Annotated in this window: 22 protein-coding genes and 5 pseudogenes; 11 read left to right on the top strand and 16 right to left on the bottom strand. The window is 63.3% G+C overall.

The annotated features are described in order from the left end of the window. Window positions 1-109: 109 nt before the first annotated feature. The 4 genes and pseudogenes from ACQB61_RS17440 (at window position 110) to ACQB61_RS17425 (ending at window position 3,188) form a co-directional block, all read left to right on the top strand. On the top strand, window positions 110-430 hold the full coding sequence (locus tag ACQB61_RS17440; protein ID WP_334250518.1) for an XdhC family protein: 321 nt from the start codon (window positions 110-112) through the stop codon (window positions 428-430). Beyond that, a complete protein-coding gene (locus ACQB61_RS17435) occupies window positions 420-1,115 on the top strand; it encodes an XdhC family protein (RefSeq protein ID WP_430513650.1) in 696 nt (231 codons plus the stop codon). Before ACQB61_RS17440 ends, ACQB61_RS17435 begins: the two co-directional genes overlap by 11 nt. Next, window positions 1,115-2,739 (top strand): annotated as a pseudogene (locus tag ACQB61_RS17430) (NTP transferase domain-containing protein). Before ACQB61_RS17435 ends, ACQB61_RS17430 begins: the two are co-directional and overlap by 1 nt. Before the next feature lie 242 nt (window positions 2,740-2,981). After that, window positions 2,982-3,188 carry a hypothetical protein gene (locus ACQB61_RS17425; protein ID WP_026355509.1) on the top strand — a complete coding sequence of 69 codons (207 nt, stop codon included), beginning with the start codon at window positions 2,982-2,984 and terminating at the stop codon, window positions 3,186-3,188. Window positions 3,189-3,375: 187 nt separating this feature from the next. Here the strand turns inward: ACQB61_RS17425 and ACQB61_RS17420 are convergent. The 6 genes and pseudogenes from ACQB61_RS17420 to ACQB61_RS17395 form a co-directional block, all read right to left on the bottom strand. After that, window positions 3,376-3,782, bottom strand: a pseudogene (locus tag ACQB61_RS17420) (F0F1 ATP synthase subunit epsilon). 117 nt (window positions 3,783-3,899) lie between these two features. Then, a pseudogene (gene atpD, locus ACQB61_RS17415) lies at window positions 3,900-5,323 on the bottom strand (F0F1 ATP synthase subunit beta). 19 nt (window positions 5,324-5,342) lie between these two features. Next, complete coding sequence (locus ACQB61_RS17410; protein WP_430513649.1) at window positions 5,343-6,224, bottom strand: F0F1 ATP synthase subunit gamma; 882 nt, start codon at window positions 6,222-6,224, stop codon at window positions 5,343-5,345. 37 nt (window positions 6,225-6,261) lie between these two features. Next, a complete protein-coding gene (gene atpA, locus ACQB61_RS17405; protein ID WP_430513648.1) occupies window positions 6,262-7,791 on the bottom strand; it encodes a F0F1 ATP synthase subunit alpha in 1,530 nt (509 codons plus the stop codon). Next, window positions 7,791-8,351 carry a F0F1 ATP synthase subunit delta gene (locus ACQB61_RS17400; RefSeq protein ID WP_430513647.1) on the bottom strand — a complete coding sequence of 187 codons (561 nt, stop codon included), beginning with the start codon at window positions 8,349-8,351 and terminating at the stop codon, window positions 7,791-7,793. Before ACQB61_RS17400 ends, atpA begins: the two co-directional genes overlap by 1 nt. A gap of 219 nt (window positions 8,352-8,570) precedes the next feature. Then, window positions 8,571-10,766 carry a primosomal protein N' gene (locus ACQB61_RS17395; protein ID WP_430513646.1) on the bottom strand — a complete coding sequence of 732 codons (2,196 nt, stop codon included), beginning with the start codon at window positions 10,764-10,766 and terminating at the stop codon, window positions 8,571-8,573. A 231-nt stretch (window positions 10,767-10,997) separates the two neighbouring features. Here ACQB61_RS17395 and fsa point away from each other — a divergent pair, with 231 nt between their 5' ends. From fsa to ACQB61_RS17380, 3 genes are all read left to right on the top strand, one after another. Beyond that, window positions 10,998-11,651 (top strand): fructose-6-phosphate aldolase, encoded by a 654-nt coding sequence (fsa, locus tag ACQB61_RS17390; protein WP_050473346.1) that lies wholly within the window; start codon window positions 10,998-11,000, stop codon window positions 11,649-11,651. A 236-nt stretch (window positions 11,652-11,887) separates the two neighbouring features. Next, the gene (locus tag ACQB61_RS17385; protein ID WP_430513645.1) at window positions 11,888-12,382 is read left to right on the top strand and encodes a hypothetical protein; all 495 of its coding nucleotides are present in this window, start codon (window positions 11,888-11,890) and stop codon (window positions 12,380-12,382) included. Then, entirely contained in the window at window positions 12,322-13,197 is an 876-nt protein-coding gene (locus tag ACQB61_RS17380; RefSeq protein WP_430513644.1) for a hypothetical protein, read from the top strand. Before ACQB61_RS17385 ends, ACQB61_RS17380 begins: the two co-directional genes overlap by 61 nt. On the opposite strand, the gene maiA is transcribed toward ACQB61_RS17380, so the two are convergent. The 3 genes and pseudogenes from maiA to ACQB61_RS17365 form a co-directional block, all read right to left on the bottom strand. Next, on the bottom strand, window positions 13,157-13,807 hold the full coding sequence (gene maiA, locus ACQB61_RS17375; protein WP_430513643.1) for a maleylacetoacetate isomerase: 651 nt from the start codon (window positions 13,805-13,807) through the stop codon (window positions 13,157-13,159). The genes ACQB61_RS17380 and maiA overlap by 41 nt on opposite strands. A 195-nt stretch (window positions 13,808-14,002) precedes the next feature. Continuing rightward, window positions 14,003-15,231 (bottom strand): annotated as a pseudogene (locus ACQB61_RS17370) (alpha/beta hydrolase family protein). A gap of 107 nt (window positions 15,232-15,338) precedes the next feature. Further along, on the bottom strand, window positions 15,339-15,899 hold the full coding sequence (locus ACQB61_RS17365; protein WP_430513642.1) for a helix-turn-helix domain-containing protein: 561 nt from the start codon (window positions 15,897-15,899) through the stop codon (window positions 15,339-15,341). Between the two features lie 69 nt (window positions 15,900-15,968). On the opposite strand from ACQB61_RS17365, the gene ACQB61_RS17360 reads away from it, so the two are divergent. After that, window positions 15,969-16,703 (top strand): AzlC family ABC transporter permease, encoded by a 735-nt coding sequence (locus tag ACQB61_RS17360; RefSeq protein ID WP_430513641.1) that lies wholly within the window; start codon window positions 15,969-15,971, stop codon window positions 16,701-16,703. Then, window positions 16,696-17,019 (top strand): AzlD domain-containing protein, encoded by a 324-nt coding sequence (locus ACQB61_RS17355; RefSeq protein ID WP_430513640.1) that lies wholly within the window; start codon window positions 16,696-16,698, stop codon window positions 17,017-17,019. Before ACQB61_RS17360 ends, ACQB61_RS17355 begins: the two co-directional genes overlap by 8 nt. Window positions 17,020-17,134: 115 nt before the next feature. On the opposite strand, the gene ACQB61_RS17350 is transcribed toward ACQB61_RS17355, so the two are convergent. Next, window positions 17,135-17,941, bottom strand: a complete 807-nt coding sequence (locus ACQB61_RS17350) for an undecaprenyl-diphosphate phosphatase (protein WP_430513639.1) — start codon at window positions 17,939-17,941, stop codon at window positions 17,135-17,137. Between the two features lie 180 nt (window positions 17,942-18,121). Here ACQB61_RS17350 and ACQB61_RS17345 point away from each other — a divergent pair. Beyond that, a pseudogene (locus ACQB61_RS17345) lies at window positions 18,122-18,813 on the top strand (glutathione S-transferase family protein). A 23-nt stretch (window positions 18,814-18,836) separates the two neighbouring features. After that, entirely contained in the window at window positions 18,837-20,009 is a 1,173-nt protein-coding gene (gene queG, locus ACQB61_RS17340; protein WP_430513638.1) for a tRNA epoxyqueuosine(34) reductase QueG, read from the top strand. Between the two features lie 7 nt (window positions 20,010-20,016). Here queG and ACQB61_RS17335 read toward each other — a convergent pair whose 3' ends face one another. The 6 genes from ACQB61_RS17335 to rlmH all read right to left on the bottom strand — a co-directional run bounded on the left by ACQB61_RS17335 (window position 20,017) and on the right by rlmH (window position 25,365). Beyond that, window positions 20,017-20,568 carry an RNA pyrophosphohydrolase gene (locus ACQB61_RS17335; RefSeq protein ID WP_430513637.1) on the bottom strand — a complete coding sequence of 184 codons (552 nt, stop codon included), beginning with the start codon at window positions 20,566-20,568 and terminating at the stop codon, window positions 20,017-20,019. Beyond that, entirely contained in the window at window positions 20,549-21,793 is a 1,245-nt protein-coding gene (locus tag ACQB61_RS17330; RefSeq protein ID WP_430513636.1) for a divergent polysaccharide deacetylase family protein, read from the bottom strand. Before ACQB61_RS17330 ends, ACQB61_RS17335 begins: the two co-directional genes overlap by 20 nt. A gap of 122 nt (window positions 21,794-21,915) precedes the next feature. Then, entirely contained in the window at window positions 21,916-23,268 is a 1,353-nt protein-coding gene (locus ACQB61_RS17325; RefSeq protein ID WP_430513635.1) for a S41 family peptidase, read from the bottom strand. After that, window positions 23,174-24,247, bottom strand: coding sequence for a murein hydrolase activator EnvC family protein (locus tag ACQB61_RS17320; RefSeq protein WP_430513634.1), 1,074 nt, complete (start codon window positions 24,245-24,247; stop codon window positions 23,174-23,176). Before ACQB61_RS17320 ends, ACQB61_RS17325 begins: the two co-directional genes overlap by 95 nt. A 58-nt stretch (window positions 24,248-24,305) precedes the next feature. Next, window positions 24,306-24,557, bottom strand: coding sequence for a hypothetical protein (locus ACQB61_RS17315; RefSeq protein WP_430513633.1), 252 nt, complete (start codon window positions 24,555-24,557; stop codon window positions 24,306-24,308). A 325-nt stretch (window positions 24,558-24,882) separates the two neighbouring features. Continuing rightward, complete coding sequence (gene rlmH / locus ACQB61_RS17310; RefSeq protein WP_430513632.1) at window positions 24,883-25,365, bottom strand: 23S rRNA (pseudouridine(1915)-N(3))-methyltransferase RlmH; 483 nt, start codon at window positions 25,363-25,365, stop codon at window positions 24,883-24,885. Window positions 25,366-25,424: the final 59 nt, after the last annotated feature.

Below are 25,424 nucleotides of genomic sequence, written 5' to 3'. Positions count from 1 at the left end.
GTTCTTTTCCGGCTTGCGTTCCTGCGCCCGGCATAGGGGAACGGGTTTTGCTTTCCAGCGGCTGCCTCATCCCTATATCCTTACGGGAAAGACCATGAGGGAGAGAGCCATGGCGGATGAACTGGCAGTGGCAGAAGCCTGGGTGAAGGCAGGCCGCAAGGTGGCGGTGGCGACGGTGGTGGAGACTTGGGGCTCCGCGCCCCGGCCGGTTGGCTCCCATCTCGTCATTGATGCAGAGGGCAACTTTGAGGGCTCCGTCTCCGGCGGCTGTGTCGAAGGCGCAGTGGTGGCCGAAGCGGCAGACGTGATCGCTTCCGGCAAGGCCTCCATGCTGGAGTTTGGTGTCGCCGATGAAACCGCCTGGCGGGTTGGCCTTTCCTGCGGCGGGCGCATCCGCGTCTATGTGGAGCCGGTGACCCATGCAGCTTGACCTTCTTGCCGCCCTCAATGAGGAACGATCGGCCCGCCGGGCAGCCATTCTGGTGACGCAGCTTGCCAGTGGCACGCAGCGGCTGGTGAAAAAGGGTGCGGTCGCATCTGCGGATCCCCTTGCCGCAGAGCTCGAAAAGCGGTTCCTTTCCGGCGCGTCCGGACTGGTGGCAGCTGATGATGGATCGCAATCCTTCCTCACCGTTTCCGTACCATCACCGCGCCTTGTGATCATTGGAGCCGTGCATATCTCGCAGGCGCTTTTGCCCATGGCGCAGATTGCCGGGTTCGACGTGACGGTGATTGACCCGCGCACGGCCTTTGCCAGTCCGGAACGTTTTCCGGCGGATGTGTTGATGGCCGAATGGCCACAAGATGCCTTGAGCGCTCATCCGCTTGATGCCTATACGGCGGTGGCTGCTGTCACCCATGATCCGAAGATTGATGACTTTGCCCTTGAAAGCGCCCTGAGGGCCGGGTGTTTCTATGTCGGCGCACTTGGCAGCCGCAAAACCCACGCTGCCCGCCTGCAGCGGCTGGCGGCAGCGGGTGTTTCGCAGGCGGATCTTGCCCGCATCCGTGCTCCAATCGGCCTGGATATCGGCGCAGCCTCCCCGGCGGAGATTGCTGTTGCCGTTCTGGCGGAGGTGATCGCAGCGCTGCGCAAGCCGGGTGGAGACCGCTGATGCAGTTCGGCCCCGTCCCCTTGGCACAAGCCGAAGGCGCGCTTCTGGTCCACGCCACGCGCACGGCAGACGGTTTGCTGAAAAAGGGGCATCGCCTCACCGTTGCTGACATTGCCGCGCTGGAAGCAGCGGGGCTGACGCAGGTGACGGTTGCTCGGCTGGAGCCGGACGATGTGGATGAGAATACGGCGGCCCAGCGTCTGGCAAAGGCTGCCGCGGGCAGTGGCTTGATCCGTGACGGGGTGCAGACCGGCCGGGTGAATCTTCATGCTGAGGTGAATGGCGTACTGGTGATCGACCGGAAGAAGGTCGATGCCATGAATCGCATTGATCCGGCACTGACTTTCGCCACCCTGCCGGAGTTTGCCGCCGTCAGGGAGGGCCGGATGGTGGCAACGGCCAAGATCATCCCTTATGCGGTTGCTGAACACCATCTGGCTGCAGCGGAGGCGGCCGGAGCAGGGGCCATCCGCGTCGCGCCTTACCACGCCCGCCGGGTAGGGCTTGTGGCAACTCTGCTGCCGCAGCTGAAGCCGGTCACCATGGACAAGACCCGAAAGGTGCTGGAGCGGCGGCTTGAAGCCTCTGGCAGTGAGGTGATTGCCGAACACCGGGTCGCCCATGACAGTGAGGCAGTCGCAGAGGCACTCATGGCTCTTAAGAGCCAAGGTGCAGATTTCTTCGTGCTCTTTGGCGCTTCGGCCATTGCTGACCGGCGCGATATTCTGCCTGCGGCGATCGAAATGGCCGGTGGCAGGGTCGTTCACTTCGGCATGCCGGTGGACCCTGGCAACCTGATGCTCCTGGGAGAGCTGGATGGCATGCCGGTGATCGGCGCGCCGGGTTGTGCCCGCAGCCCGGCGGAGAACGGCTTCGACTGGGTGTTGAACCGCCTGCTGGCCGGACTTCCCGTGACGCCAGAGGTGGTGAGTGGGCTTGGTGTCGGCGGTCTTCTGATGGAAATCGCCAGCCGCCCGCAACCCCGCCAGCAGGGGGCGGGCAAGTTTTCAGCCGCGAGTGCCAGCGGGCGCTATGGCGGCATCATTCTGGCGGCCGGCAGTTCCAGCCGCATGGTGGGGGCAACAAGCTTCTGGCGCAGCTGGCAGACAAGAGCGTCGTGCGCCATGTCATTGAGGCAGCAGGTGCCAGTCAGCTCGAAAAGGTGATCCTGGTCACCGGGCACATGGCGGAGCGGGTGAGCAAGGAAGCGGACGGAACCAGTGTGCGGGCGGTGATCAACCCCGGTTTTGCGGAGGGCATGGCCAGTTCCATCCGGCTTGGGCTGCAGGCCTTGCCGCAGGATCTCGATGGTGTGGTGATTCTGCTGGGGGATATGCCGCGCATCACCGGCGCCATGATTGATGCGCTGATTGCGGCTCATGACCGCAGCGAAGGGCATTTGATCGTGGTGGCGACGGCAGAAGGCAAGCGCGGAAATCCCGTGCTCATCGATACGCGCTTCCGTGAAGACCTCATGCAACTTCAAGGTGATACGGGTGCCCGGCGTCTCATCGCCGCCCATGATGACGTCTGTGCCGAAGTTGAACTGGGCTTGGCGGCGCGGCTTGATCTCGACACGCGTGAGTCTCTGGCGGCAGAGGGCGGAGTATTGACAGAAGGTTAACTGCAGTTTCAGCCATGCTTTGCCTGCAGGTCTTCCATGACGGCTAAGCTCTTGCGCAAAGTCTGCAAGGGCATTATGTAACCTGCACTTGATTTGCGGTTGCTGACCTGACCTTGTTCCGGTCTGGCGCCGCCATGAAATTCCAGCACGAGAATGCGACGTCTGGCCGCCCGGCATGTTCCGGAGGAGCGGCCAGTCTTTTGCATTTGCGTGCGGCAGAGACCGCCAAGAAGGAAAAGAAGATGGATAATGCTCTGAGCCTCCCGCGTCCTGGCCGCTGCAAGTGGGCCGAAGGCGACAGCGGTAACTACACGTTCCCGTGCAATGTGCGCGTCGAGTCCGGCACGTCCTACTGCACCGATCACCGTGCGCTGGTCTACATGCCGCCGGAAGAGCGCCGCCGTTCCAAGAGCGCGTCCGCTCCGGCGTTCAAGCGCATTGCGGCCTGAGACAAGCAGACTCTAGACAAGGCAGCTTCCTCCCTGCTGTCTTTTCTTTCTCAACCCGGCTCCCTGTTGAGCCGGGTTTTTCTTGGCCAGACGTGTGCTTTGAGCTGCGATCAGGCAAACAAAAAACGCGGCTCCGGAGAACCGCGTTTCGAAATGCATACGGTATGAGCGTGACCGTTCGCTACCCTCAGGCTGCCTTGAGCGCCGCCTGGATTTCGATCAGCTGGGCCAGCGTTGCTTCGGCCTTGGTGCGGGCCTCATCGTCGCGGGCGTCGGCAACGTCCTCACGGGCGTCCTGCACCTGCTGCGCGATGACGTCGGCCTTCAGCTCGGAAACAGGAATGGCCTGCTCGGCCAGAACGGTGAGACCGCTGGTGGACACGTCGGCAAAGCCGCCGCGCACGAAGTACTCGACCAGCTTTCCTTCGCCGGTGCGAACCTTCAGCAGGCCCGGACGCATGGTGGCCATGAACGGGCTGTGATCCTTCAGGACACCAAACTCGCCTTCGCTGCCGGGAACGGTGACCTCAAGAACCTTGTCCGACAGGAGAAGGCGCTCAGGGAGACAAGCTCAAACTGAAATGGCTGTGCCATCTGGCGTGTCCTTTGTTCGTCGCAATGCGGGCGGCAAAGCCGCCCTGCAAGAGGCGGCGCCACACGGGCGCCCGCCGGTTACAGGCCGCTGCCGGGTTCCGGCAGCGGCAGATCGCATCAGGCAGCTTCAGCAGCCAGGCGCTGGGCCTTTTCGATCGCTTCCTGGATGTTGCCAACCATGTAGAAGGCAGCTTCCGGCAGGTGATCGTATTCGCCTTCGACCAGACCCTTGAAGCCCTTGATCGTGTCTTCGAGGGCGACGAGCTTGCCCGGCGAACCGGTGAAGACTTCGGCCACGAAGAACGGCTGGGACAGGAAACGCTCGATCTTGCGGGCGCGGGCCACGGTCAGCTTGTCTTCTTCAGACAGCTCGTCCATGCCCAGGATCGCGATGATGTCCTGCAGGGCCTTGTAGCGCTGCAGGGTCTGCTGAACCTGACGGGCTACATTGTAGTGCTCGTCGCCGATGATGCGGGCGTCAAGCATGCGGGAGGTCGAGTCCAGCGGGTCCACGGCCGGGTAGATGCCCTTTTCGGCGATCGAGCGGTTGAGAACCGTCGTAGCGTCGAGGTGGGCGAAGGTCGAAGCCGGCGCCGGGTCGGTCAGATCGTCGGCGGGCACGTAAACGGCCTGCACCGAGGTGATCGAACCCTTGGTGGTGGTGGTGATGCGTTCCTGCATGGTGCCCATGTCGGTCGCCAGCGTTGGCTGGTAACCCACGGCCGACGGGATACGGCCGAGCAGAGCGGACACTTCGGAACCAGCCTGGGTAAAGCGGAAGATGTTGTCCACGAAGAACAGCACGTCCTGGCCCTGGTCACGGAAATGCTCGGCGACGGTCAGACCCGTCAGAGCAACACGTGCACGTGCCCCGGGGGCTCGTTCATCTGGCCGTAAACGAGAGCAGCCTTGGAGCCTTCGCCGCCGCCCTTCTTGTTCACGCCCGATTCGATCATTTCCCAGTAAAGGTCGTTGCCTTCACGGGTACGCTCACCCACGCCGGCGAACACGGAGTAACCGCCGTGCGCCTTTGCGACGTTGTTGATGAGTTCCATGATCAGAACGGTCTTGCCGACGCCGGCGCCGCCGAACAGGCCGATCTTGCCGCCCTTGGCGTAAGGAGCCAGCAGGTCCACCACCTTGATGCCGGTGACCAGGATCTGGGCTTCGGTCGACTGCTCGATGAAGCTCGGAGCTTCCTGGTGGATAGCACGCTTGGCGTCATGGGGGATCGGGCCGGCTTCGTCAACCGGCTCGCCGATCACGTTCATGATGCGGCCGAGGGTACCATCGCCAACCGGCACGGCAATCGGGGCACCGGTGTCGGTGACCTTCTGGCCGCGCACGAGGCCTTCGGTGGAGTCCATCGCAATGGTGCGAACGGTGTTTTCGCCGAGATGCTGGGCAACTTCGAGCACCAGACGGGTGCCCTGGTTGTCCGCTTCCAGGCTGTTCAGAATCTGCGGCAGGTGGCCGTCGAACTTAACGTCGACCACGGCGCCGATGACCTGGGTGATCTGTCCGACTTTATTGTCAGCCATCCCTCAATCCTCGATCCGGTCAGAGCGCTTCGGCGCCCGAGATGATTTCAATCAGTTCCTTGGTGATCTGAGCCTGACGCTGGCGGTTGTAGCGCAGTGTCAGTTTCTTGATCATGTCGCCTGCGTTGCGGGTCGCATTGTCCATGGCGGACATGCGGGCGCCCTGCTCGGAGGCGGCGTTCTCAAGGAGCGCACGGAAGATCTGCACCGACACGTTGCGGGGCAGAAGGTCGGTGAGAATAGCGGCCTCGTCGGGCTCGTACTCGTACACCAGCGACGCACCGTCGGCAGCCTTGGTCGTCTCCGGCAGCTTGGCCGGGATGAGCTGCTGCGCGGTCGGCACCTGGCTGATCACCGACTTGAATTCGGCAAAGAACAGGGTGCAGACGTCGAACTCGCCGGCCTCGAACATCTTGAAGACAGTGTCCGAGATTTCAGTCGCATTGGTATAGCCAATGGACTTCACGCCGCGCAGCTCGATGGTGCGGATGACGTACTTGCCAAGCTCGCGCTTGATGGCATCGAAGCCCTTCTTGCCGACGCAGAGGATTTTCACCTCTTTGCCCTGTGCAATCAGGCTCCGGGCCCGCTCGCGCGCCAGCTTGGCGATCGAGGAGTTGAAGCCGCCGCACAGGCCGCGTTCGGCGGTGGCAACGATCAGGAGATGTACCTGATCGCGCCCCGTACCGGTCATCAGCTTCGGCGCATCATCGCGGCCTTCAAAGGCAGCGGCAATGTTGGCCAGCACCTGCTCCATGCGTTCCGCATAGGGCCGGGCCGCCTCCGCAGCGTCCTGGGCGCGACGCAGCTTCGCCGCGGCCACCATTTTCATGGCCTTGGTGATCTTCTGCGTCGCCTTGACCGAGGCGATACGGTTTCTTAGGTCCTTCAGGCTCGGCATGGCCGCCCCTGCTCCTTATCCCGACAGCGTTTCTGGTTTACGAGAAGCTCTTGGCGAAAGCTTCGATCGCGGCACGAAGGCGCGCGGTCAGCTCATCGTCGAGGGCCTTCTTCTGCCAGATGGCGTCGAGGAGGTCGGCATGCTCACCACGCAGGGAGAGCAGCAGGCCAGCCTCGAACTCGCGAACGCGTTCCACCGGGATCTTGTCCAGGTAGCCGTTCACGCCGGCGTAGATGACCGCAACCTGCTCCTGCGTCTTCAGCGGCGAGAACTGCGGCTGCTTCAGCAGCTCGACCAGACGTGCACCGCGGTTCAGCAGGCGCTGGGTGGTGGCGTCGAGGTCGGAGCCGAACTGGGCAAAGGCCGCCATTTCGCGGTACTGAGCCAGCTCGCCCTTGATCGGGCCTGCCACCTGCTTCATCGCCTTGATCTGGGCCGAGGAGCCGACGCGCGACACCGACAGACCCACGTTCACGGCCGGGCGGACGCCCTGGTAGAACAGGTCGGTTTCAAGGAAGATCTGACCGTCGGTGATCGAGATCACGTTGGTCGGAATGTAGGCCGACACGTCGTTTGCCTGGGTCTCGATGACCGGCAGCGCGGTGAGCGAACCGAGGCCGTTGTCCTCGTTCAGCTTGGCCGCACGCTCCAGCAGACGGGAGTGCAGGTAGAACACGTCGCCCGGGAAAGCTTCGCGCCCGGGCGGGCGGCGGAGCAGCAGGGACATCTGACGGTAAGCCACGGCCTGCTTGGACAGGTCGTCATAACCGATCACGGCGTGCATGCCGTTGTCACGGAAGTACTCGCCCATGGCGCAGCCAGCGAACGGAGCCAGGAACTGCAGGGGAGCAGCATCCGAAGCGGTCGCGGCGACGACGATGGAGTAGGCGAGAGCACCGCTGTCTTCCAGGGTCTTCACGAACTGGGCAACGGTGGAGCGCTTCTGGCCGACTGCAACGTAGATGCAGTACAGCTTGTTGCTCTCGTCCGAGCCTTCATGAAGCGGCTTCTGGTTGAGGAAGGTGTCGAGGAGAATCGCGGTCTTGCCGGTCTGGCGGTCACCGATGACAAGCTCGCGCTGGCCGCGGCCGATCGGGATCAGGGCGTCAATCGCCTTGAGACCGGTGGACATCGGCTCATGCACGGACTTGCGCGGCAGAATGCCGGGAGCCTTGACGTCGACGCGGCGCATTTCGGCAGCTTCGATCGGGCCCTTGCCGTCCAGCGGGTTGCCCAGCGGATCGACAACGCGGCCGAGCAGGCCCTTGCCAACCGGGACTTCCACGATGGCGCCGGTACGCTTGACAGTGTCGCCTTCCTTGATGTCGCGGTCGGAACCGAAAATCACGACACCGACGTTGTCGGTTTCAAGGTTGAGCGCCATGCCCCGGATACCGCCCGGGAACTCGACCATTTCACCGGCCTGGACATTGTCCAGACCGTAAACGCGCGCAATACCGTCACCGACGGAAAGCACTTGACCGACTTCGGACACTTCGGCTTCTTGGCCGAAACCCTTGATCTGGTCCTTGAGGATAGCGGAAATCTCCGCGGCCCGAATATCCATCAGCCGACCTCTTTCATTGCGAACTTGAGAGTATTGAGCTTGGTGCGCAGCGACGTGTCGATCATGCGGCTGCCGACCTTGACGACAATGCCGCCAATGAGGGCAGGATCAACGCTCGCGGCGATCTTGACGGACTTGCCCGTGGAAGCAGAGAGCGCTTCCTTCAGGGCAGCGACATGCGCATCCGACAGGGGAGCAGCGGAAACGACTTCAGCAGTCGTCTCGCCACGCTTCTCTGCGAGAAGCGCCCGGAAGGCCTTGATCATGTCGGGAAGAACGAAGAGGCGGCGGTTCTTTGCAGCCAGCTTCACGAAATTCGCGGCAAGACCGGTGATACCGGCCTTGGTGAGCAGCGCGTCCAGAGCCGCAAGCTGCTCATCGGCGCTGAATACGGGGCTGCGCACCAGACGGACGAGATCCGCGCTTTCGGCAAGCATGCCTTCAAACGCGTTGAGATCACGCTCGACGTCTGCGGTCACGCCGCCGTCCCCGGCAAGGTCCAGCAGGGCAGAAGCATAGCGCTTCGCGACGCCGGATACGAGAGATACGTTGTCAGTCACCAGGTCCGAGCTCTCTGACACATTTCTTGGCACCGGCAAGGGGCAAGCCCAAGTCAATGCCTTGAAAATTATTGGTTTTTCAGGGTCATAAGGTTTGACGGCAGAACCGCACCCCCAGAAGCCGCGCCTCGAATAACACAGCCCACCGAGGTGTGCAACTTTGCCAGTGGGCAGAATTGCTGCATTTTCGCGGAATCTTGCCGCAGCGCGCAACAGCGGTCACAAAAACTGCTGCGGGTCGATATCGATCTGCAGCCGCAAGCCGCCACGGGCGGGCGGCACAAGGCTCATCCAGTGCCGCAGATAGCCCTGAAGGTCCACCTGACGCGGCGCCATTGCGAGCAGCCGGAACCGGTGCCGCCCGCGCACCAGCGCCATCGCCGCTTCGGCCGGTCCGAGCACCGTGATCCCCTGGTGCGGTGGTGCGGCGCGCAGCACGGCGCGGGCGAACCCTTCTGCCTGAGATTTTTCAGGGCCGGAGATGATCAGTGCCGCCAGCCGGCCGAAAGGCGGCAGCCCGGTGACGCGGCGTGTTTCGATCTCGGCCTGATAAAAGGCCTCGCGGTCGGCGGAAACCAGCGCTTTCAATACCGGGTGATCAGGAGAGTAGCTTTGCAGCAACCCGCGCCCGCCACCAGTCATGCGTCCGGCGCGGCCCGTTACCTGCGCCAGAAGCTGGAAGGTGCGCTCGGCCGCGCGTGGGTCGCCATGGGCAAGGCCAAGGTCCGCATCCACCACGCCAACGAGCCGCATCAGCGGAAAGTTGTGGCCCTTGGCGACAAGCTGTGTGCCGATGATGATGTCGGCTCCGCCGTCCTCGACGATTTTCATTTCCCGCCGCAGCCGCTCCGGGCCGCCGCTGATATCCGACGAAAGGATGAGAGTGCGCGCCTGAGGAAAAAGCCCTTCGACTTCTTCGGCGATTCTCTCCACGCCGGGGCCGCAGGCCACCAGCGCATCCTGAGTGCCGCAGGAGGGGCAGGCGCGGGGCACGGGTTCCTGATGGCCGCAGTGGTGGCACACCAGCTTGCCCTTCATCCGGTGCTCCACCAGCCAGGCGCTGCAATGGCCGCACTGGAACCGGTGACCGCAGGAACGGCAGAGCGTCAGCGGAGCATAGCCGCGCCGGTTGAGGAACAGGAGCGACTGATGTTTTTCGGCAAAGGTCTGGCGGATGGCCTCGATCATGGCAGGCGCCAGCCAGCGTCCGCGCTCGGGCCCTTCGGTGCGCATGTCGATGAGCCCCAGTTCCGGCAGGGCAGCGCCCGTGGCGCGCTCTGGCAGCACATGGCGCACGTATCGGCCCGTATCCGCATTCACCCGGCTCTCGACCGAAGGCGTCGCAGAAGCCAGCACCACGGGAAAGCGTGCCAGATGCCCGCGTACCACGGCCATGTCGCGGGCGTTGTAGGACACCCGGTCATCCTGCTTGAAGGCGGTGTCGTGTTCTTCGTCCACGACAATCAGCCCCAGATTGGCAAAGGGCAGGAATAGCGCCGATCGCGCGCCCACCACCACGGGGATCTCGCCCTTCGCCACGCCGCGCCAGACGCGGGCGCGCTTCTTCGGCGTGATCTCGGAATGCCATTCGGCCGGGGGCACGCCGAAGCGCTGCTCGAAGCGGCGCAGGAACTGTTCCGTCAGGCCGATTTCCGGCACCAGAATCACCGCCTGCCGCCCGCGCCGGATGGCTTCTGCAACTGCCTCGAAGTAAACCTCCGTCTTGCCCGAGCCGGTAACGCCGTCGATGAGCGACACCACGCCGCCCTTGTCAAAGCTCTCCACAAGCGCTGAAGCGACGGCACTCTGGGCAGGTGTCAGCTGCGGCGGGGCAAAGGCAGGGTCCGGCGGCAGGGGCAGGGGATTGGCGGTCATCGCCACGGTTTCCAGCACGCCCTGCTGCAACAGCCCGTCGATAACGGAGGCGCTGACACCCGCCGTGGCGGCAAGCCCCGGCTTCGTCCAGGCCAGGCCGTCTTCCATCAGTGCCAGCACCTTGGTGCGGGCTGGCGTCGCCCGGTCAGGCGCTGCGCCCTCGACGCGGATGACGCCAGACACCGGGGCTTCCGGCTCCAGCGCGTCCTCAGAGCGCAGCACCATGCGCGCCACCATGCCCGGTGCTGCCAGCGTCCAGTTCGCCACCCAGTCAATGAAGCGGCGCAGCTCATCGCCCAGCGGCGGGGCGTCATAGACATGGGTGATGGACTTCAGCTTGCGCGGGTCGATGCCCGCTTCCGGCTCCACGTCCCAGACGACACCCACCACTTCGCGCGGGCCCAGCGGCACACGCACGATCGCACCCGGACGCACGCTCATCTCCGCCGGTACCTTGTAGGTATAGGGCGCAGGCACGGCGACCGGCACCAGCACGCTGACGATGGTTTCATGGTTGCGTGGCAGATCGTCAAACAGCATGGGCCCTCGCTTCGCGGCGGGCCGTGCCGCACGCGTCATAAGGCCGGGTCAGTTGCTGAGGGACGTATCGCAATCGCTTGTCACATTCCGAATCGGGGGTGTTGCTCGGCGCAATCCTACGCTAAAGAGGCAGGGACGGGACAGACGCACGGCATCCTCCATGGCCTGCGTCTCAACTCATGCCTGATTGCCCCAGAGGGCAAGCCGGGCGCAAGGGGAGTGGATACTCGCATGAAATTCTTTGTCGATACCGCAGACACCGCCGAGATCGCCGAGCTGGAATCCACCGGCCTGCTCGATGGCGTCACCACCAATCCGTCGCTTGTGATGAAGGCCGGCCGCCCGATGAAGGAGGTCATTGCCGAGATCTGCAAGATCACCAAGGGCCCCGTGTCCGCCGAAGTGGCCGCCACCGACTATGAAGGCATGATGCGCGAAGCCAAGGTGCTGGCCGCCATTGCCGACAACGTCGTCATCAAGCTGCCGCTGACCATGGACGGCCTCAAGGCCTGCAAGGCGTTGACCTCTGCCGGTCACAAGACCAACGTCACCCTGTGCTTCTCTGCCACGCAGGCGCTGCTGGCTGCCAAGGCTGGCGCCACCTACATCTCGCCCTTCATCGGCCGCCTCGATGACATCAACATCGACGGCATGGAGCTGATCCGTGAGATCCGGGTGATCTACGACAACTACGGCTTCCAGACCGAAATCCTGGCTGCGTCGATCCGCACCATCAACCACGTCAAGGATTGCGCCATCGCCGGTGCCGACGTTGCCACCATTCCCCCGGCAACGCTGAAGGCGCTGGTCAAGCATCCGCTGACCGACAAGGGCCTTGAAACCTTCCTGGCCGACTGGGCCAAGACCGGCCAGTCGATCGCCTGATTGACGGGTTTTCTGAGCTTTTGAAGATGCACGGCGCCCCCACCGGGCGCCGTTTGCGTTTCTGGGGGCTTGCCGCGTTCCTATGAGAGCGCTAGGGTTTGGTCTGGCTCCAGTGCGTGCCTCCGGTCCGCGGAAAGACGTTTCGTCAGCACTCATGCGTTGCGCATTGCTTATGCCATCCTGATTCCCGCTCCCTTCGGTCCTGCGGACACCGTTCTGACGAGTGAGGAGTCCCCATGACCGGTGAATCTGGTTCCCCTTCGGCCGTCCTTTTGAGTGAGGCCGACCTTTCCCTCAATCTTGACCGCCAGAAGCGCGAAGCCAAGCGGCTGCGTGACGGGCTGCATGCGGGCAATTCTGCAGCGCTGGCGCGCCTGCAGGCGCATCATCCCCGGGCTGCCCGGCTTGATCCGGCGCGAGCGAAGCTTGCCGATGCACAGCTGGTCATCGCCCGTGAGGCAGGCCTGCCCAGCTGGCCTGCGCTCAAAGCCCATGTCACGGGTCTTGATGCGGCCTGCAACGCCATTCGCCACGGCGCGCCTGCTCCGGACGGAGATCTGCCTACACTGCATATCCGCTGTGGGCATGACATCGAAGCCAGTCTGCGGCAGGCCGGATTTGAGGGGAGTTCCTCTGCCATGACGATCCCTTGTGCGACGGGCCGGTGCGCATGGGGGCAGATCACCTTCCGGCCCGTGTGGCATATCTTGGCAGCACGTATCCGGGTGTGACGGCTGAGGATGCAAGGCAGCGGATGGCTGCCAGTGAAGCCATGCTGTCGCGCATGACGGAATTTGCGCGGATCGTCCTTTGGTTTGAACATGATCCGTATGACCAGTTCTGTCTTGCCGATATTCTGGCCCGGCTTGCGCCATTGCCGCGCCGCAAGGTGGAGATGGTGGCACTGGACCGCTATCCCGGCCTGCAGCACTTCATCGGTCTTGGTCAGCTCGCGCCTGCTGCGCTGCGCCATGTCTTCGCGGCCCGCCGGCAAGTGCCTGAACCGGCCTTTGCCGTGGGATTGGCGGCGCGTGCGGCGCTGGCAGCTTCTGACCCGTTGGCGCTGATGGCACAGGCGGACAGTCCCTCGCCCGCACTTCCCTTCCTCGCAGGCGCCATCCGCAGGCATCTGGCGGAATTGCCCGATCTGGCTTCCGGCCTGGGCTTCAGCGAGCGGGCAGCGCTGCAGCTCATCGCAGATGGGGCGCAGACATGGGGCCGTGTCTTCCACGGGTTCATGACCGGGATCGATCCACTGCCGTTCTTCGGAGACCTCATGTTCCTTGCCCTGCTGTTGCGGCTGTCGCGGGCGGGCGATCCGCCGCTGCGGTTTCGTGATGACCCGATGCAAGGGGAGTGGGGCAAGGCACAGGTGGAACTGACCGGAACCGGGCGCGGGCTTCTTGCCGGAGCGCTGGACTTCAGCACCTGCGCACCTGAGGTCCGGCATGTCGGCGGCATCACCTGTTTTTCAGGGGCAGACTGGCGTTGGGATGGGCAGGCACCTATTCCGCGTCAGGCTGATTCTGCGGCGCGGCAGCGGTGAAGGCGGGGAGCTCCATGGCGGCGGCGTGGATGCGGGAGATCACCGGATAGGGGCTCATGTCCACGCCGAAGCGGCCATTGTTGGCCACTTGTGCCACAAGGCAGAGATCGGCCATGGTCACCGCATCGCCGTGGCAGAAGCGGCCTGTTTCCGGGCTCTGCGCCAGCAGCGCCTCCAGCGGGCCAAAGGTCTCAGCCACCCATGTGCGGAACCAGTCCGCGACAGCCGCATCATCAGCGCCGAAGCGGCTGCGCAGGGCGTTGAGAATGCGCAGGTTGTTCACCGGGTGAATGTCGCAGGCAATCATCTGCGACAGCATCCGCACCCGCGCCCGGCCTCTGGCATCCTCCGGCAGCAGCCGGGGCTCGGGCACCATCTCGTCCAGAAACTCGATAATGGCCAGCGACTGGCTCAGCACCGTGCCGTCGCTCCATTCCAGCGTGGGCACAAGCCCTTGCGGGTTGACGGCAAGATATCCGGGCTCCCGGTGCTTGCCGAGGCGCAGGTGGTGGAACACCGGCTCATAGGCAATGCCCTTCATCGCCAGCGCAATGCGCACCCGGAAGGACGTGGAACTGCGGAAATAGGTGTGAAGGACAACGCGGCCCATAAGCCCCTCCCAAGGCGGACTGGAAATGCAATTGATTGCAAATGCAACTATATGCCGTCAAGCGGGAAGGGGAAAATCCGCGCCGGGGGATGAAACCGTTGTTTCGTTCAGGTCCCTTGCCACTCCCAACAATGCCGTGTGGCGTTGTTGGGAGTGGCCAATCAAGCATTGGTCAATATGCAGGCGGAAACGCCCTCACAGCCCGTCGAACCAGGCCTTCCACTGCGGGGTGGCGCGGGCGAAGGTGCCGCGGTGGGTGGTGTCACCGGTGGAGACGGCTTCCACAGCCGGGTTTCCGGCGCCGATGGCCTGCTGATAGGTCATGGCCATGCGGCCGATCCCGGTGGAGATAGCTTCGTCCGTTTCGCCGTAATAGTTGCGCACGGGGGTCTTGTAGATCCAGCGGAAGACTTCGTTCTGTGCCGCAAGGCGTCCAAAGGCGGAGGCGGCGAAGAACTGGGTGTCGAAATATTCCGGCTTCAGCAGCTTGTGCAGGTCGCCCGGGATCGTGGACGGATCAATGGGCTCGCGCAGATAGGCCTTCTGCGCCACGTCATAATACTCCTCCGCGATCATCGAACGGGCGAGGCCGGGCAGGCCATAGTAGTGCTCGTAAGAGAAGGACGACAGAATGAACAGGCTGTTGACCCAATCCGCATCGAACTTGCGCGGGAAATTCAGGAAGCCGTTGAGGGCCGCGAAAATGTCGATGGGCGCGCTGGCAGTGGCCGCTGCCGTGACGGGCACGCCGGCCTGTTCCAGCTTCTGCACCATGGCCATGGTGACATAGCCACCCTGCGACCAGCCGGCGAGGAACAGCTTGCTGTCTTCCAGCTTCATGGCCTTGAGCACGGACTGGCTGGCGGTAAGCATGTCATAGGTGGCCTGCTGGTGGCTGGCCTTGACCATGTAGCCTTCCGTCTCGGGCGAATCGCCGAGGCCGAAATAGTCCGCACCGATCAGCAGATAGCCCTGCCCGGCGAACTGGGCGATCATCAGCTGGGTTTCCGGCGACTGATCCGGATAGGACGGCACCTGCTGCTTCAGGTAGACCGTGCCGTGCTGGTAGGACACGAGGGGAAGCTGCTGCCTTCAACGTCCGGAACGGCAAGCAGGCCGGTGGCGACGGTCGGCTTGTTGCCGCGCTCCGGGATCACGGACGGATAGGTGACCCGGTAGAGCTTCACCGCATTGCGGGCTGGAGTGTAGGTCTCGGTGATACCGGCAAAGGCGGGCGTATCCTTGGTCAGGATTTCGTTCAGCTTGTCCACGTCCCAGCGGTCGAGATATTCGTAGCTCACGCCCTGTTCGACGGAGACAGGGCCGTTATCTGCGGCGTGAGCTGCGGGCGCCACGGCGAAAATGGCTGCGCAGAAGCTGGCGGCGGCCAGCAGATGACGGAAAATCGAAAGCTGCCCTTGCACGGAAGGTCCCCTTCATGACTGCGGCGCACACCGCGCCGGATGCCATGTTCTACCGCAGGGGAAGCGAAAAAAGCGTTAGGACCGGAGGACGCTGCGCGGCCTTCATGTCACGCGTGCTCCATCACCAGCATTAGCACCGTGCCGGGCTCAAGGGCTTCATAGAGATGGGCCGTATCGCCGGGGTAGGCGTAATAATCGCCGGGCGAGAGTTCCTCGGTCTCCGCCTCCGGGCCAACACGGGCACGCCCGGTTGCGACCAGCACATGTTCCGTCGTGCCGGCAATATGCGCTGGAGAGCGGCGCGCACGGCCGGGTTCGAGATCCATCCGGTAGATGTCCCGCCGAACGCCATTGCTGCCAGTGGACAGAAGCGTCGCACGGACGGCGGCTTCTTCGGAAAACGTCGCGGAGCCTTCGCCCGCCCGCACAAGGCGTGTGGTGCGCTCCGGCCGGTCCACAAGGCGGCTGAAGGGAATGTTCAGCGCCACCGCCAGCATCCACAGGGTTTCAATGCCCGGATTGCCGCTGCCTGCTTCCAGCTGAGACAGTGTGGACTTCGAAAGACCGGCCCGTCGTGCCAGTTCGCTGAGGCTCAGTCCCGCCTTTTCCCGCTCGGTCTTGAGGGCAATGCCAATCCATTGCCTGAGGGCTTCGGCGGTGTCGGTCATGCGGGGCTTTCGCGTCTCTTGAATGTTCTTGATATCGAACGATTGTTCGTCTTGACGAACGATCTGTTGTTGTCCATTTTATCGCACATGCGGACGATATTTCAAACACTCACGCGCCGCGACTGGATGGACGTGCTGCTGGTTTGCGGCGCAACCACCATCGCCGGTGTTTCCTTCGGGGCCATAGCGACGGGCGGCGGATTGCCGTTCTGGGTGCCTTTGGCCATGTCTACCATCGTTTTCGCCGGTGCTTCGCAGTTTGCAGCGGTGGGGGTGGTGCTGGCGGGCGGGGGACCGGTTGCGGCGGTTCTGGCTGGACTGGTGCTCAACGCGCGGCATCTCCCCTTCGGCTTTTCAGTGGCAGGTCTCCTGCGCGGCGGGCTGCTGCAGAAGCTTGTCGGCTCGCATCTTCTCACCGACGAGGCACTGGCTTTTTCGTTGAAGGACAGCAATCCGGAGCGCGCCCGTGCGCTTTACTGGGCCTGCGCCGTGGGCCTCTACATCCTGTGGAACATGGGGACAATCGCCGGGGCCGTGCTCGGGCAGGCAGTGGGGGATGCGTCGGCGCTGGGCCTTGATGCGGCCTTTCCGGCCGTGCTTCTGGCGCTGGTTCTGCCAGCCCTGAAAGACGCACGGCTGCGGCTTGCCGCCGGCCTCGGTGCGGCCATTGCCTTTGCACTGACGCCGGTTCTGCCCGCAGGTGTCCCGGTGCTGGCAGCGCTTGGCGGGCTGGTCGTTTTCATTCGCAGGCCGCGTCGGGACGCGTCAGCCCGTGAACTGGCAGGGGATTGCGCAAATGACTGAGAACCTGATGCCGCTTGCCGCCATTCTGGCGCTGGCAGCGGGCACCTTTGCCTTCCGTGCCACGGGGCCTTTGCTGCATGGACGGCTGGTGCTCTCCGGCGGCATGCAGCAGCTGTTTCAGGCGGCTGCCGTGGTGATGCTGGTGTCGCTGATGGCCAGTTCCGCGCTGCTGGATGGCGCCGCATTCGCGGGCTGGGCAAGACCGGCAGGTGTTGCCGCCGGTCTTGGGCTTTATCTGCTGCGGGCACCGTTTCCCGTCATCGTCATTGGCGCGGCTGCCATGACGGCGGCATTGAGAGCCTCTGGCATTGCCTGAGGCTTGATACCAAGGCTTTAGATGCTGACGCATCACGCCTTAAAATTGCTCATGCGCTGCACGTGCTTGGCCAACACGCAATGAGGCAAGCTCATCGAGTGTTGGTATGAGCCGCTTATCCGAAGAAATAGAGACCGGCAAAACCGGCAAGGCCAACGGCAATGCGCCACCAGGCGAAGGGGGCGAAGCCGTGGCGGGACACGAAGTCCAGCAGCTTGCGCACCACAAAGACAGCCGCCACGAAGGACGTGACAAAGCCGATGCTGATGAGCGCGGCATCGTCCATCGAAAGCGCATCCCGGTTCTTGTAAAGATCATAGGCAAAGGCGCCTGCCATGGTCGGCATGGCGAGGAAGAACGAGAACTCAGCCGCAGAGCGCTTGTCCGTGCCCATCAGCAGCGATCCAACGATGGTGGAACCGGAGCGCGAAACACCCGGCACCATGGCAAGGCACTGAAAGAAGCCGATGGCAAGGCACAGCGGCAGCGGATAATCCATGACGTTGTGATAGCGCGGCTTCAGCGGCAGCCTGTCGATCACCAGCAGTACGATACCGCCCAGCAGCAGCGTGGTGCAGATCAGCATGGGCGATTCAAACAGCACCGTCTTGATGAAGCCATGTGCTAGCACGCCGATGATGGCGGCCGGCAGGAAGGCCAGAAGAATGCCCGTAACAAAGCGCTGGGCACGCCGGTCGTGCGGCAGGGCTGTTGCGATAGACCAAAGCCGCCCGAAATAGACGCTGAGGATGGCGAGGATGGCGCCAAGCTGGATCAGCACCTCGAAGGTGCGGCCCGTGTTCTCGAAACCCAGAAAATGCCCGAGCAGCAGAATGTGACCGGTGGAGGATACCGGGATGAACTCCGTCAGGCCCTCGACGATGCCCAGAATGAAGGCACTGATGATCGTATCGCTTGTCATCGCAAATGAACTCCTGAAAAGACCTGTTGAGAGCCTATTGAATCCCGCTGCGGGGCATGATCTATGCGAGCGCGCTGTCTCGCGGGAAAAGAGGGCGGCAGCAAGAGGATGCTAACCATATCCTACTAGAGTTGTGACGGGCGCTTGGGGGCACCCGGCGCTGAAGGTCCAAATCACTGAATGCTCACGCTTTATCACCATCCGTTCTCGCCGTCTTCCCGTTTTGTGCGTCTCATCCTCGGTGAGTACGGCGCAAATTACGAGATGCACACGCTCAACCCCTGGGAACGGCGCCGGGAATTCCTGATGCTCAATCCGGCAGGGACTGTGCCGGTTCTGGTCGAGAACGGCGGCACGCCGGTCTGCGGCCCCTATGCCATCATGGAATATCTCGATGAAACGCGCGGCTATGCGATGGGTGACCGGCGGCTGATGCCAGATCACCCGGAACTGCGCGCCGAAACCCGGCGTCTGGTCGAATGGGGCCTGCGCAAGTTCGACGACGAGGTTGTGGGCCATTTCGTGCGCGAGCGTATCTACAAGCAGGATATGCCCCGTTCCGTGGGGGCGGTGAGCCGGATTCGGCCATTCTCCGCGTGGCGCGCGCCAATATTCACCATCATATGCGCTATTTCGGCTATCTTGCGGCTTCACGCAAATGGCTGGGCGGTGACCGGCTGAGCTTTGCGGATTTCGCGCTCGCCGCAGAAATGTCCTGCGCCGATTATCTGGGCGAAGTGCCATGGGACACCGAGGAAAACGTCAAGGCCTGGTATGCGCGGGTAAAGTCGCGTCCGAGTTTCCGTCCGCTCCTGAGCGAAAAGATGCTCGGCATGCCGCCGTCGATGACCTACGCGGATCTGGACTTCTGACGGAGAGCCGGAACAGCCCGGTTGTGCCTTCAAGCCCGGCGCTTTCGGCAAAGGCCCTGGACCGCCTTTGCAGCCAGCTCAGGGAAAAGGCGGCCCAGCTGGGCTTTGATGACCTCGCCATCACCCGGCCCGGCGCCATCCCGCAGGCCCCGCAGCGGCTGGCGCAGTTTCTCGCCGATGGCCATCACGGCACCATGGGCTGGATGGAGGAGACAGCGGACCGGCGCGGCAGCCCCAGCGTGCTGTGGCCGCAGGTGCGCTCTGTCATCATGCTGGCCATGAACTATGGCCCCGCCGGGGATGCGCTGGAAAACCTCGCCCATCCGGACCGGGGCAACATCTCCGTCTATGCCCGTCACCGGGATTATCACGATGTCACCAAGGGCAAGCTGAAGGAGCTGGCGAGCTTTCTCGTCTCGCGCGCGGGCGGCGGCGATGTGAAGGTCTTCGTTGATACGGCGCCGGTCATGGAAAAGCCGCTGGCGCAGGCTGCGGGTCTTGGCTGGCAGGGCAAGCACACCAATCTGGTGTCGCGGCGGCTTGGCTCTTGGTTCTTTCTCGCCAGCATCTTCACCACGCTGGATCTGTCCGCCGCAGAGCCGGAGCGGGACCATTGCGGCTCCTGCCGGGCCTGCCTCTCCGCCTGTCCGACAGGCGCCTTCCCGCAGCCCTACCGGCTCGACGCCCGCCGCTGCATTTCCTATCTGACCATCGAGCACGCCGGACCCATCCCGGCAGAGTTCCGTGAACCCATGGGCAACCGCATCTATGGCTGTGACGATTGCCTTGCCGCCTGCCCCTGGAACAAATTTGCCGTGGAGGCCCGTGAGGCCAAGCTTAAGGCGCGGGCGGATCTGGAGGCGCCATCCCTGGATGCGCTTCTGAAGCTGGATGATCCGGCCTTCCGCCAGCTGTTTTCAGGATCTCCGGTCAAGCGCATCGGCCGGGACCGCTTCATCCGCAATTGCCTGATCGCGGCAGGAAACAGCGGCGATACCAGTCATCTGTCACAGATCGTTACGCTGCTGGGTGATGATGCTGTGATTGTGCGCGGGGCCGCCGTCTGGGCCCTTTCGCGGCTGCTTGCGCCGGAGGCCTTCATGGTGCTGGCGCAGGAGCGTCTCGCCTTTGAGGCAGATGCAGAGGTGCGCGGCGAGTGGCTGGCATGTTTGCAGCGTCAAGCCAGTCAGAACTGACCCTGTTTCATATCCCGGGCACCAGCCTGGTGAAGGCATCGACCACCTGTTCATAGACATGCCGCTTGAAGGGCACGATCAGCGCCGGAAGCCTTGCTGCTTCCTCCCAGCGCCAGCCATCAAATTCCTGCGAATGGCCTTTGGGCGGAGTGAGGATGTTGATCTCACTGTCCTCACCTTCAAAGCGCAGGGCGTACCATTTCTGGGCCTGCCCGCGGTACTTGCCATGGCGGGTGCTGGCAAGCACTTCCGGCGGATAGTCGTAGGTGAACCAGCCGGGGGCTTCGGCAATCAGTGATGCGGAACGGACGGAGGTTTCTTCGTAGAGCTCGCGGAAGGCTGCTGCCAGCGGATCTTCGCCTGCGTCGATGCCACCCTGCGGCATCTGCCAGGCGTATTCTTCCTCGATCTTGCGCCCCTTGTGGGCGGCTTTGGGATCGAACCGGTGACCGGCCCAGACACGGCCATCCCGGTTGACAAGCATGATGCCCACACAGGGGCGGTAGGGCAGCTGGCCGGGTGCACCCGCACCCGGAAAATCATGCAAGGCCTTGCTCACGTCTTACTCCACATACCGTCAGCCGGGACACTCTATCACATATCCGCAGCTTGACCTCCGCTGAAAAACGGATGGTCTCTCCGGTATCAGTCTTGTGGAGCTCTGTCGATGGTGGCGCTGACGGGAACCAGCTGCAAGCCGCGCCGTTCCAGATCTGCCGACCATTCCTGCAGCATCTTGACGGTAACGGGCAAGGCCGTGCCTGACGCGACAGCCACGCCGCGTGCACGGGCCAGAGCTTCAAGCTGCAGAAGCTGGCTGTTGATGTCTTCTGCCCGCGGGTTGGCATCCAGCACGACATCAACCCGGCTGAAGGGGTGCGGGCCGCAGAGGCGGCTGCCGGTGCCACTGTGCGCGAGGATGAGCCATCATCCACATACATCAGGCCGCGTTGAGTGATCTGGTCCAGTAGCAATTGCATCGAGGGCTCGGCTGCGGTGAAACGGCCACCCTGGGTGTTGATCACGCCAGCATAGTTCGTGGTTCGCGATAAAAGCCAGCTCAAGCGGTCGAGGAGCTCGGGGCCTCGCAAGCTCACCAAGAGCGTGTGGGGGCCAGGGTCATTGTCCGGATAGTCGAAGGGTTCCAGCGGCAACTGCATCAGCAGCTCATGGCCAGCCGCCCGTGCCTGTTTCATCCAGCGGTCGGGTGCGGCGGCATAGGGAGCGATAGCCAGCGTGATTTCAGGCGGCAGGCTTTTCAGCGCATTCTGGCTGCCTGCTTCCGACAGGCCGATGCCGCCGATGACAACGGCAATGCGCGGTGCGGACAGAAGATCACCTGACAGGGGCCTTGCATACAGGTCCAGCGGGCGTATGCCATCACCGCCAACCTTGGGCAAATAGCCATACTCGACGCGCTCCGTGACACGCTGATCCGGTGTGGTCGACAGGCCTTCGCCTGTTCGGGCTGGCTGGTTGGCCTCGTCATCGAAGCGGGGCCCCAGGGTGGCAGGTTCCTTGCCTGCCTCGCCTTCCTGATCGGAACTCAGATCCTGCTGCACGCTCAATGCGGCGATGTCGCGGGCGGCGAGCCCCTCAACGGTGCGCTCCAGCGGCAACACGGCCGTGGGTTCCCCGCCCAGAGGGTCGTCCACCACGCCCATCCATAGCAGCCCGGTGGTGATGACCACCGTAATCAGGCCCATGCCGATGAGCCCGAACGGCAAACGGATCAGCTTCCGCTTGCCCATGCCCAAAGGCGCTGTGAGGTCCTTCGCCGCCATGACGTTCCACAATGTCCTTGCGCCGCCTTCCGGTTTACGGAACGCGGCGCTTGCTGCTGGTTCAGAGAGTGCGGATTTCCGGCAAGCCTACACGCGACGAAGGGCCTGCCGGAGAACCGGTATCAGTTCGGAACGGCCGCCTTCTGCTGATCAGACGCCGGCGGGAAGGCACTGTTGGCCTGCACGCCGCGCAGAAGATCCAGCGCAAGGTTCAGCTGCTTGTCATCCTTCGCGTCAGCCGGGACATAGGCCTGGCTGCCGGATTCTTCCTTCACATCCTCGCCTTCCGGCTTTTCTGAGGACAGATGGCCGCGCAGGCCGGCCTCACCGGTCGTTTCGGCGCGGCCCTTCATGTCTTCCGGCAGATCCTGCAGGGAAACGATGTCCGGCTCGATGCCCTTGGCCTGGATCGAAGTGCCCGACGGTGTGTAGTAGCGGGCCGTGGTCAGGCGGATTGCACCATTCGCGCCGAGCGGAATGATGGTCTGCACGGAGCCCTTGCCGAAGGACCGGGTGCCGAGCACGGTGGCACGGCGGTGATCCTGCAGGGCGCCAGCCACAATCTCGGAGGCCGAAGCCGAACCGCCGTTCACCAGCACGATGACAGGCTTGCCGCGCGTCAGATCTCCGGCGCGGGCATTGTAGCGCTGGGTTTCTTCTGCATTGCGGCCACGGGTCGAGACGATCTCGCCCCGGTCAAGGAACGCGTCAGAAACGGCAATTGCCTGGTCCAGAAGGCCGCCCGGGTTGTTGCGCAGGTCCAGCACATAGCCCTTCAGCTTGTCACCACCGATCTTGGTGGAGATTTCGTCGATGGCTTTTTGCAGCCCGTCATAGGTCTGCTCGTTGAACTGGGTGACGCGGATGTAGCCGACGTCACCTTCTTCACGCCAGCGGACGGAGCGGATGCGGATGGTGTCGCGGGTCAGTGTCACGTCGAAAGGCTCGGCGCGTCCTTCACGGCGGATGGAGACCTTGATCTGGGTGTTGACCGGGCCGCGCATCTTTTCGACCGCCTCGTTCAGCGTCAGGCCCTGCACCTGCTCGCCGTCGATCTGCACGATGAAGTCACCGGCCATCAGGCCTGCCTTGGCAGCGGGGGTGTCATCAATGGGAGACACGACCTTCACGAGGCCTTCCTCCATCGTCACCTCGATGCCGAGGCCGCCAAACTCGCCGCGTGTCTGCACCTGCATGTCGCGGAAAGCCTTCGGCGGCATGTAGCTGGAATGGGGATCCAGCGAGGTCAGCATGCCATTGATCGCAGATTCGATCAGCTCGGCATCATCCGGCACCTCGACATAATCCGAGCGCACCCGCTCGAATACGTCACCAAACAGGTTCAGTTGACGGTACGTGTCCGAAGCCGCTGCATTTGCGTCACCGCTCAGGCGAATGGGCAGGTTTGAAAAGGATGTTACCGCTACAGCGCCGATCAGTGCGCCAGTGAACAGCAGAGAAGCTTTCCGTATCATCCGCGAGCCTTTTCTTCCTCTGTGCTGGCCCACCAGGGGTGGGGTCAATCGCACTGCCATCTTTTCTGAATTCAACATATAGGACCGGGCTGGTCGATCCCAAGCCATAGGTCGAAGCACTCGCCCACTGGGTGGAGCCCATCACACCGATAGGCTCTCCGGCAAGAACAAACTGCCCCAGTTCGACGTCGATCCTGTCCATTCCGGCAAGCAGTACATGATAACCGTCGCCTGCGTTCAGGATCAAGAGTTGGCCGAAGGACCGGAAGGGGCCGGAATAGACCACCCATCCGTCACCGGGGGCAGTCACCTGCGCGCCTGGACGGGTGGAGAAGGTCTGGCCTTCCGTCTGTCCGCCGTAGTCGTCGCTTTGGCCGTAGTCCTTGAGCAGATCGCCGGCAACTGGCCGTGCCAGCAGGCCTTTTGTGTCGGCGAACGCAATCGCCGGGCTCAGGCGGCCGGGGTCGAGAGGCGCGGTTCTCGAAGGCTGCTGGCCACTCTGGCGCAGCGCCGTTGCGGCTGCCGCTGCCTCTGCGGCCTTGCGCGCGCTCTCGATTTCGTTCTCCAGCGAGGCGATCAATTCCTTGAGAGAACCTGCCTTCGCAGCCAGTTCTTGCGCTTTCTGGCGTTCTGCCGCCAGTTCACCGGCTGTCTTGTCCCGTTCCTGCCGCTTGGCGGCCATCAGCAGTTCCAGACGTGATTTCTCTTCTGCCAGGCGTGTGGCATCCGCCCGCAGCCTGTCCTTTTCGGCGACAATGCCGGACTTGAGGCGGTTCAGTTCCTCAAGATCGGAGGCCAGAGCCTCGGCTTCGATGCGCAGGCCCGGCATCACTGCATTGAGCAGGATCGCGCTGCGCACGGCGGCAAGGGCGTCACTCGGCTGCACCACCAGAGCAGGCGGCGGACGGCGGCCGATCCGCTGCAGCGAAGCCAGCACTTCAGCCAGCGTGCCCCGGCGCTGCCACAGGGAGGCGCGCACGGTGTCCTCATTGGCCGTCAGCCGCTCCAGCCGACGCTCTGTATCGGCAATGTTGCCTTCAAGCCCCTTGATCTCGCCCGGCCGTGCTCAGGATCGAATTGGTCAGGGATTCGCTGTCCCTGTCGAGCGAGGCAATTTCCTGCTCGATTTCCTGCTGGCGTCCCGAGGACAGCTCGATATCCCGCGACAGGGCAGCCAGTTCCGCTTCGCGCTCCAGCTTGCGCTTCAGGACTTCTGCTGCGGGGCCGGAAACGGTGGCTTCCACCGCTGTTGCGGTTTGGGCTGCTGCAGCATGCGGCAGTGCGGACATGAGGGCAAGCAAACCCGCCAGCGCCAAAGGGCGCCGTGACTGAAAGGCTTTGCTGCTTCCCGCCATTCGCAAGGGCTGCACCACGATAGTCCTGTCAGATGTGCCGGAGGCACCTGTCTTGCCATATCCCGGACCCCAGAATGATTCTTCTGGAGCAGTGAGATATTTGAGACGAGGATGCGGCCTTGTCATTAACGAAGCGTTTACCGTCCTGAACGCTCCACAGCAGGGAAACTAGAGCGTAAATGCGGCGGGATCCGGGCTGGAAAAGCCCGCGCAGATTATCATTTTGTCATCTTGCGCGAAGCTGTAAGGCAACCTGTGCTCAAACCCGGTGATAGGGGTGGCCGGACTGGATGGTCAGGGCCCGGTAAACCTGCTCGGCAACCAGGATGCGCACGATCTGATGCGGCCATGTCATGGCACCAAATGCAAGCTTCAGGTCGGCCCGGGCCAGCAGGTCAGCGCCATGTCCGTCCGCACCACCGATGGCCAGCACGATCTCGGGACTGCCCTCGTCCATCCAGCCGCGCAGAACGTCCGCGAATGCAGGGCTGTTCATCGTCTTGCCGGTTTCATCGAGGGCAATCAGCCTTGCACGGGGATGCAGGCCGGAGAGGAGCACCTGCGCCTCTTCCGCCTTGCGGTCCTCGCTGCGCTGGGCGCGGCTTTCCACTGTTTCGGTGACATCAACCGCAGTCACGCCAAGGGCCCGGCCCGTCTTGCGGGCACGGTCGACGTAGCGGTCCAGCAGCTCGCGCTCCGGACCGGATTTCATGCGGCCGACAGCCGCAATGACATAGCGCATGATTTCCGTTCCCCCGGCGCCTGATGCCGGGAGCTCCAGAGACCGTCAGGCCAGATGCC

The sequence above is a fragment of the Pannonibacter phragmitetus genome (assembly GCF_050510895.1).
Lineage (GTDB): Bacteria > Pseudomonadota > Alphaproteobacteria > Rhizobiales > Stappiaceae > Pannonibacter > Pannonibacter phragmitetus_B.
The sequence above is the reverse complement of the archived record's forward strand: the minus strand, read 5'-3'. Positions and strand labels throughout refer to the sequence as shown.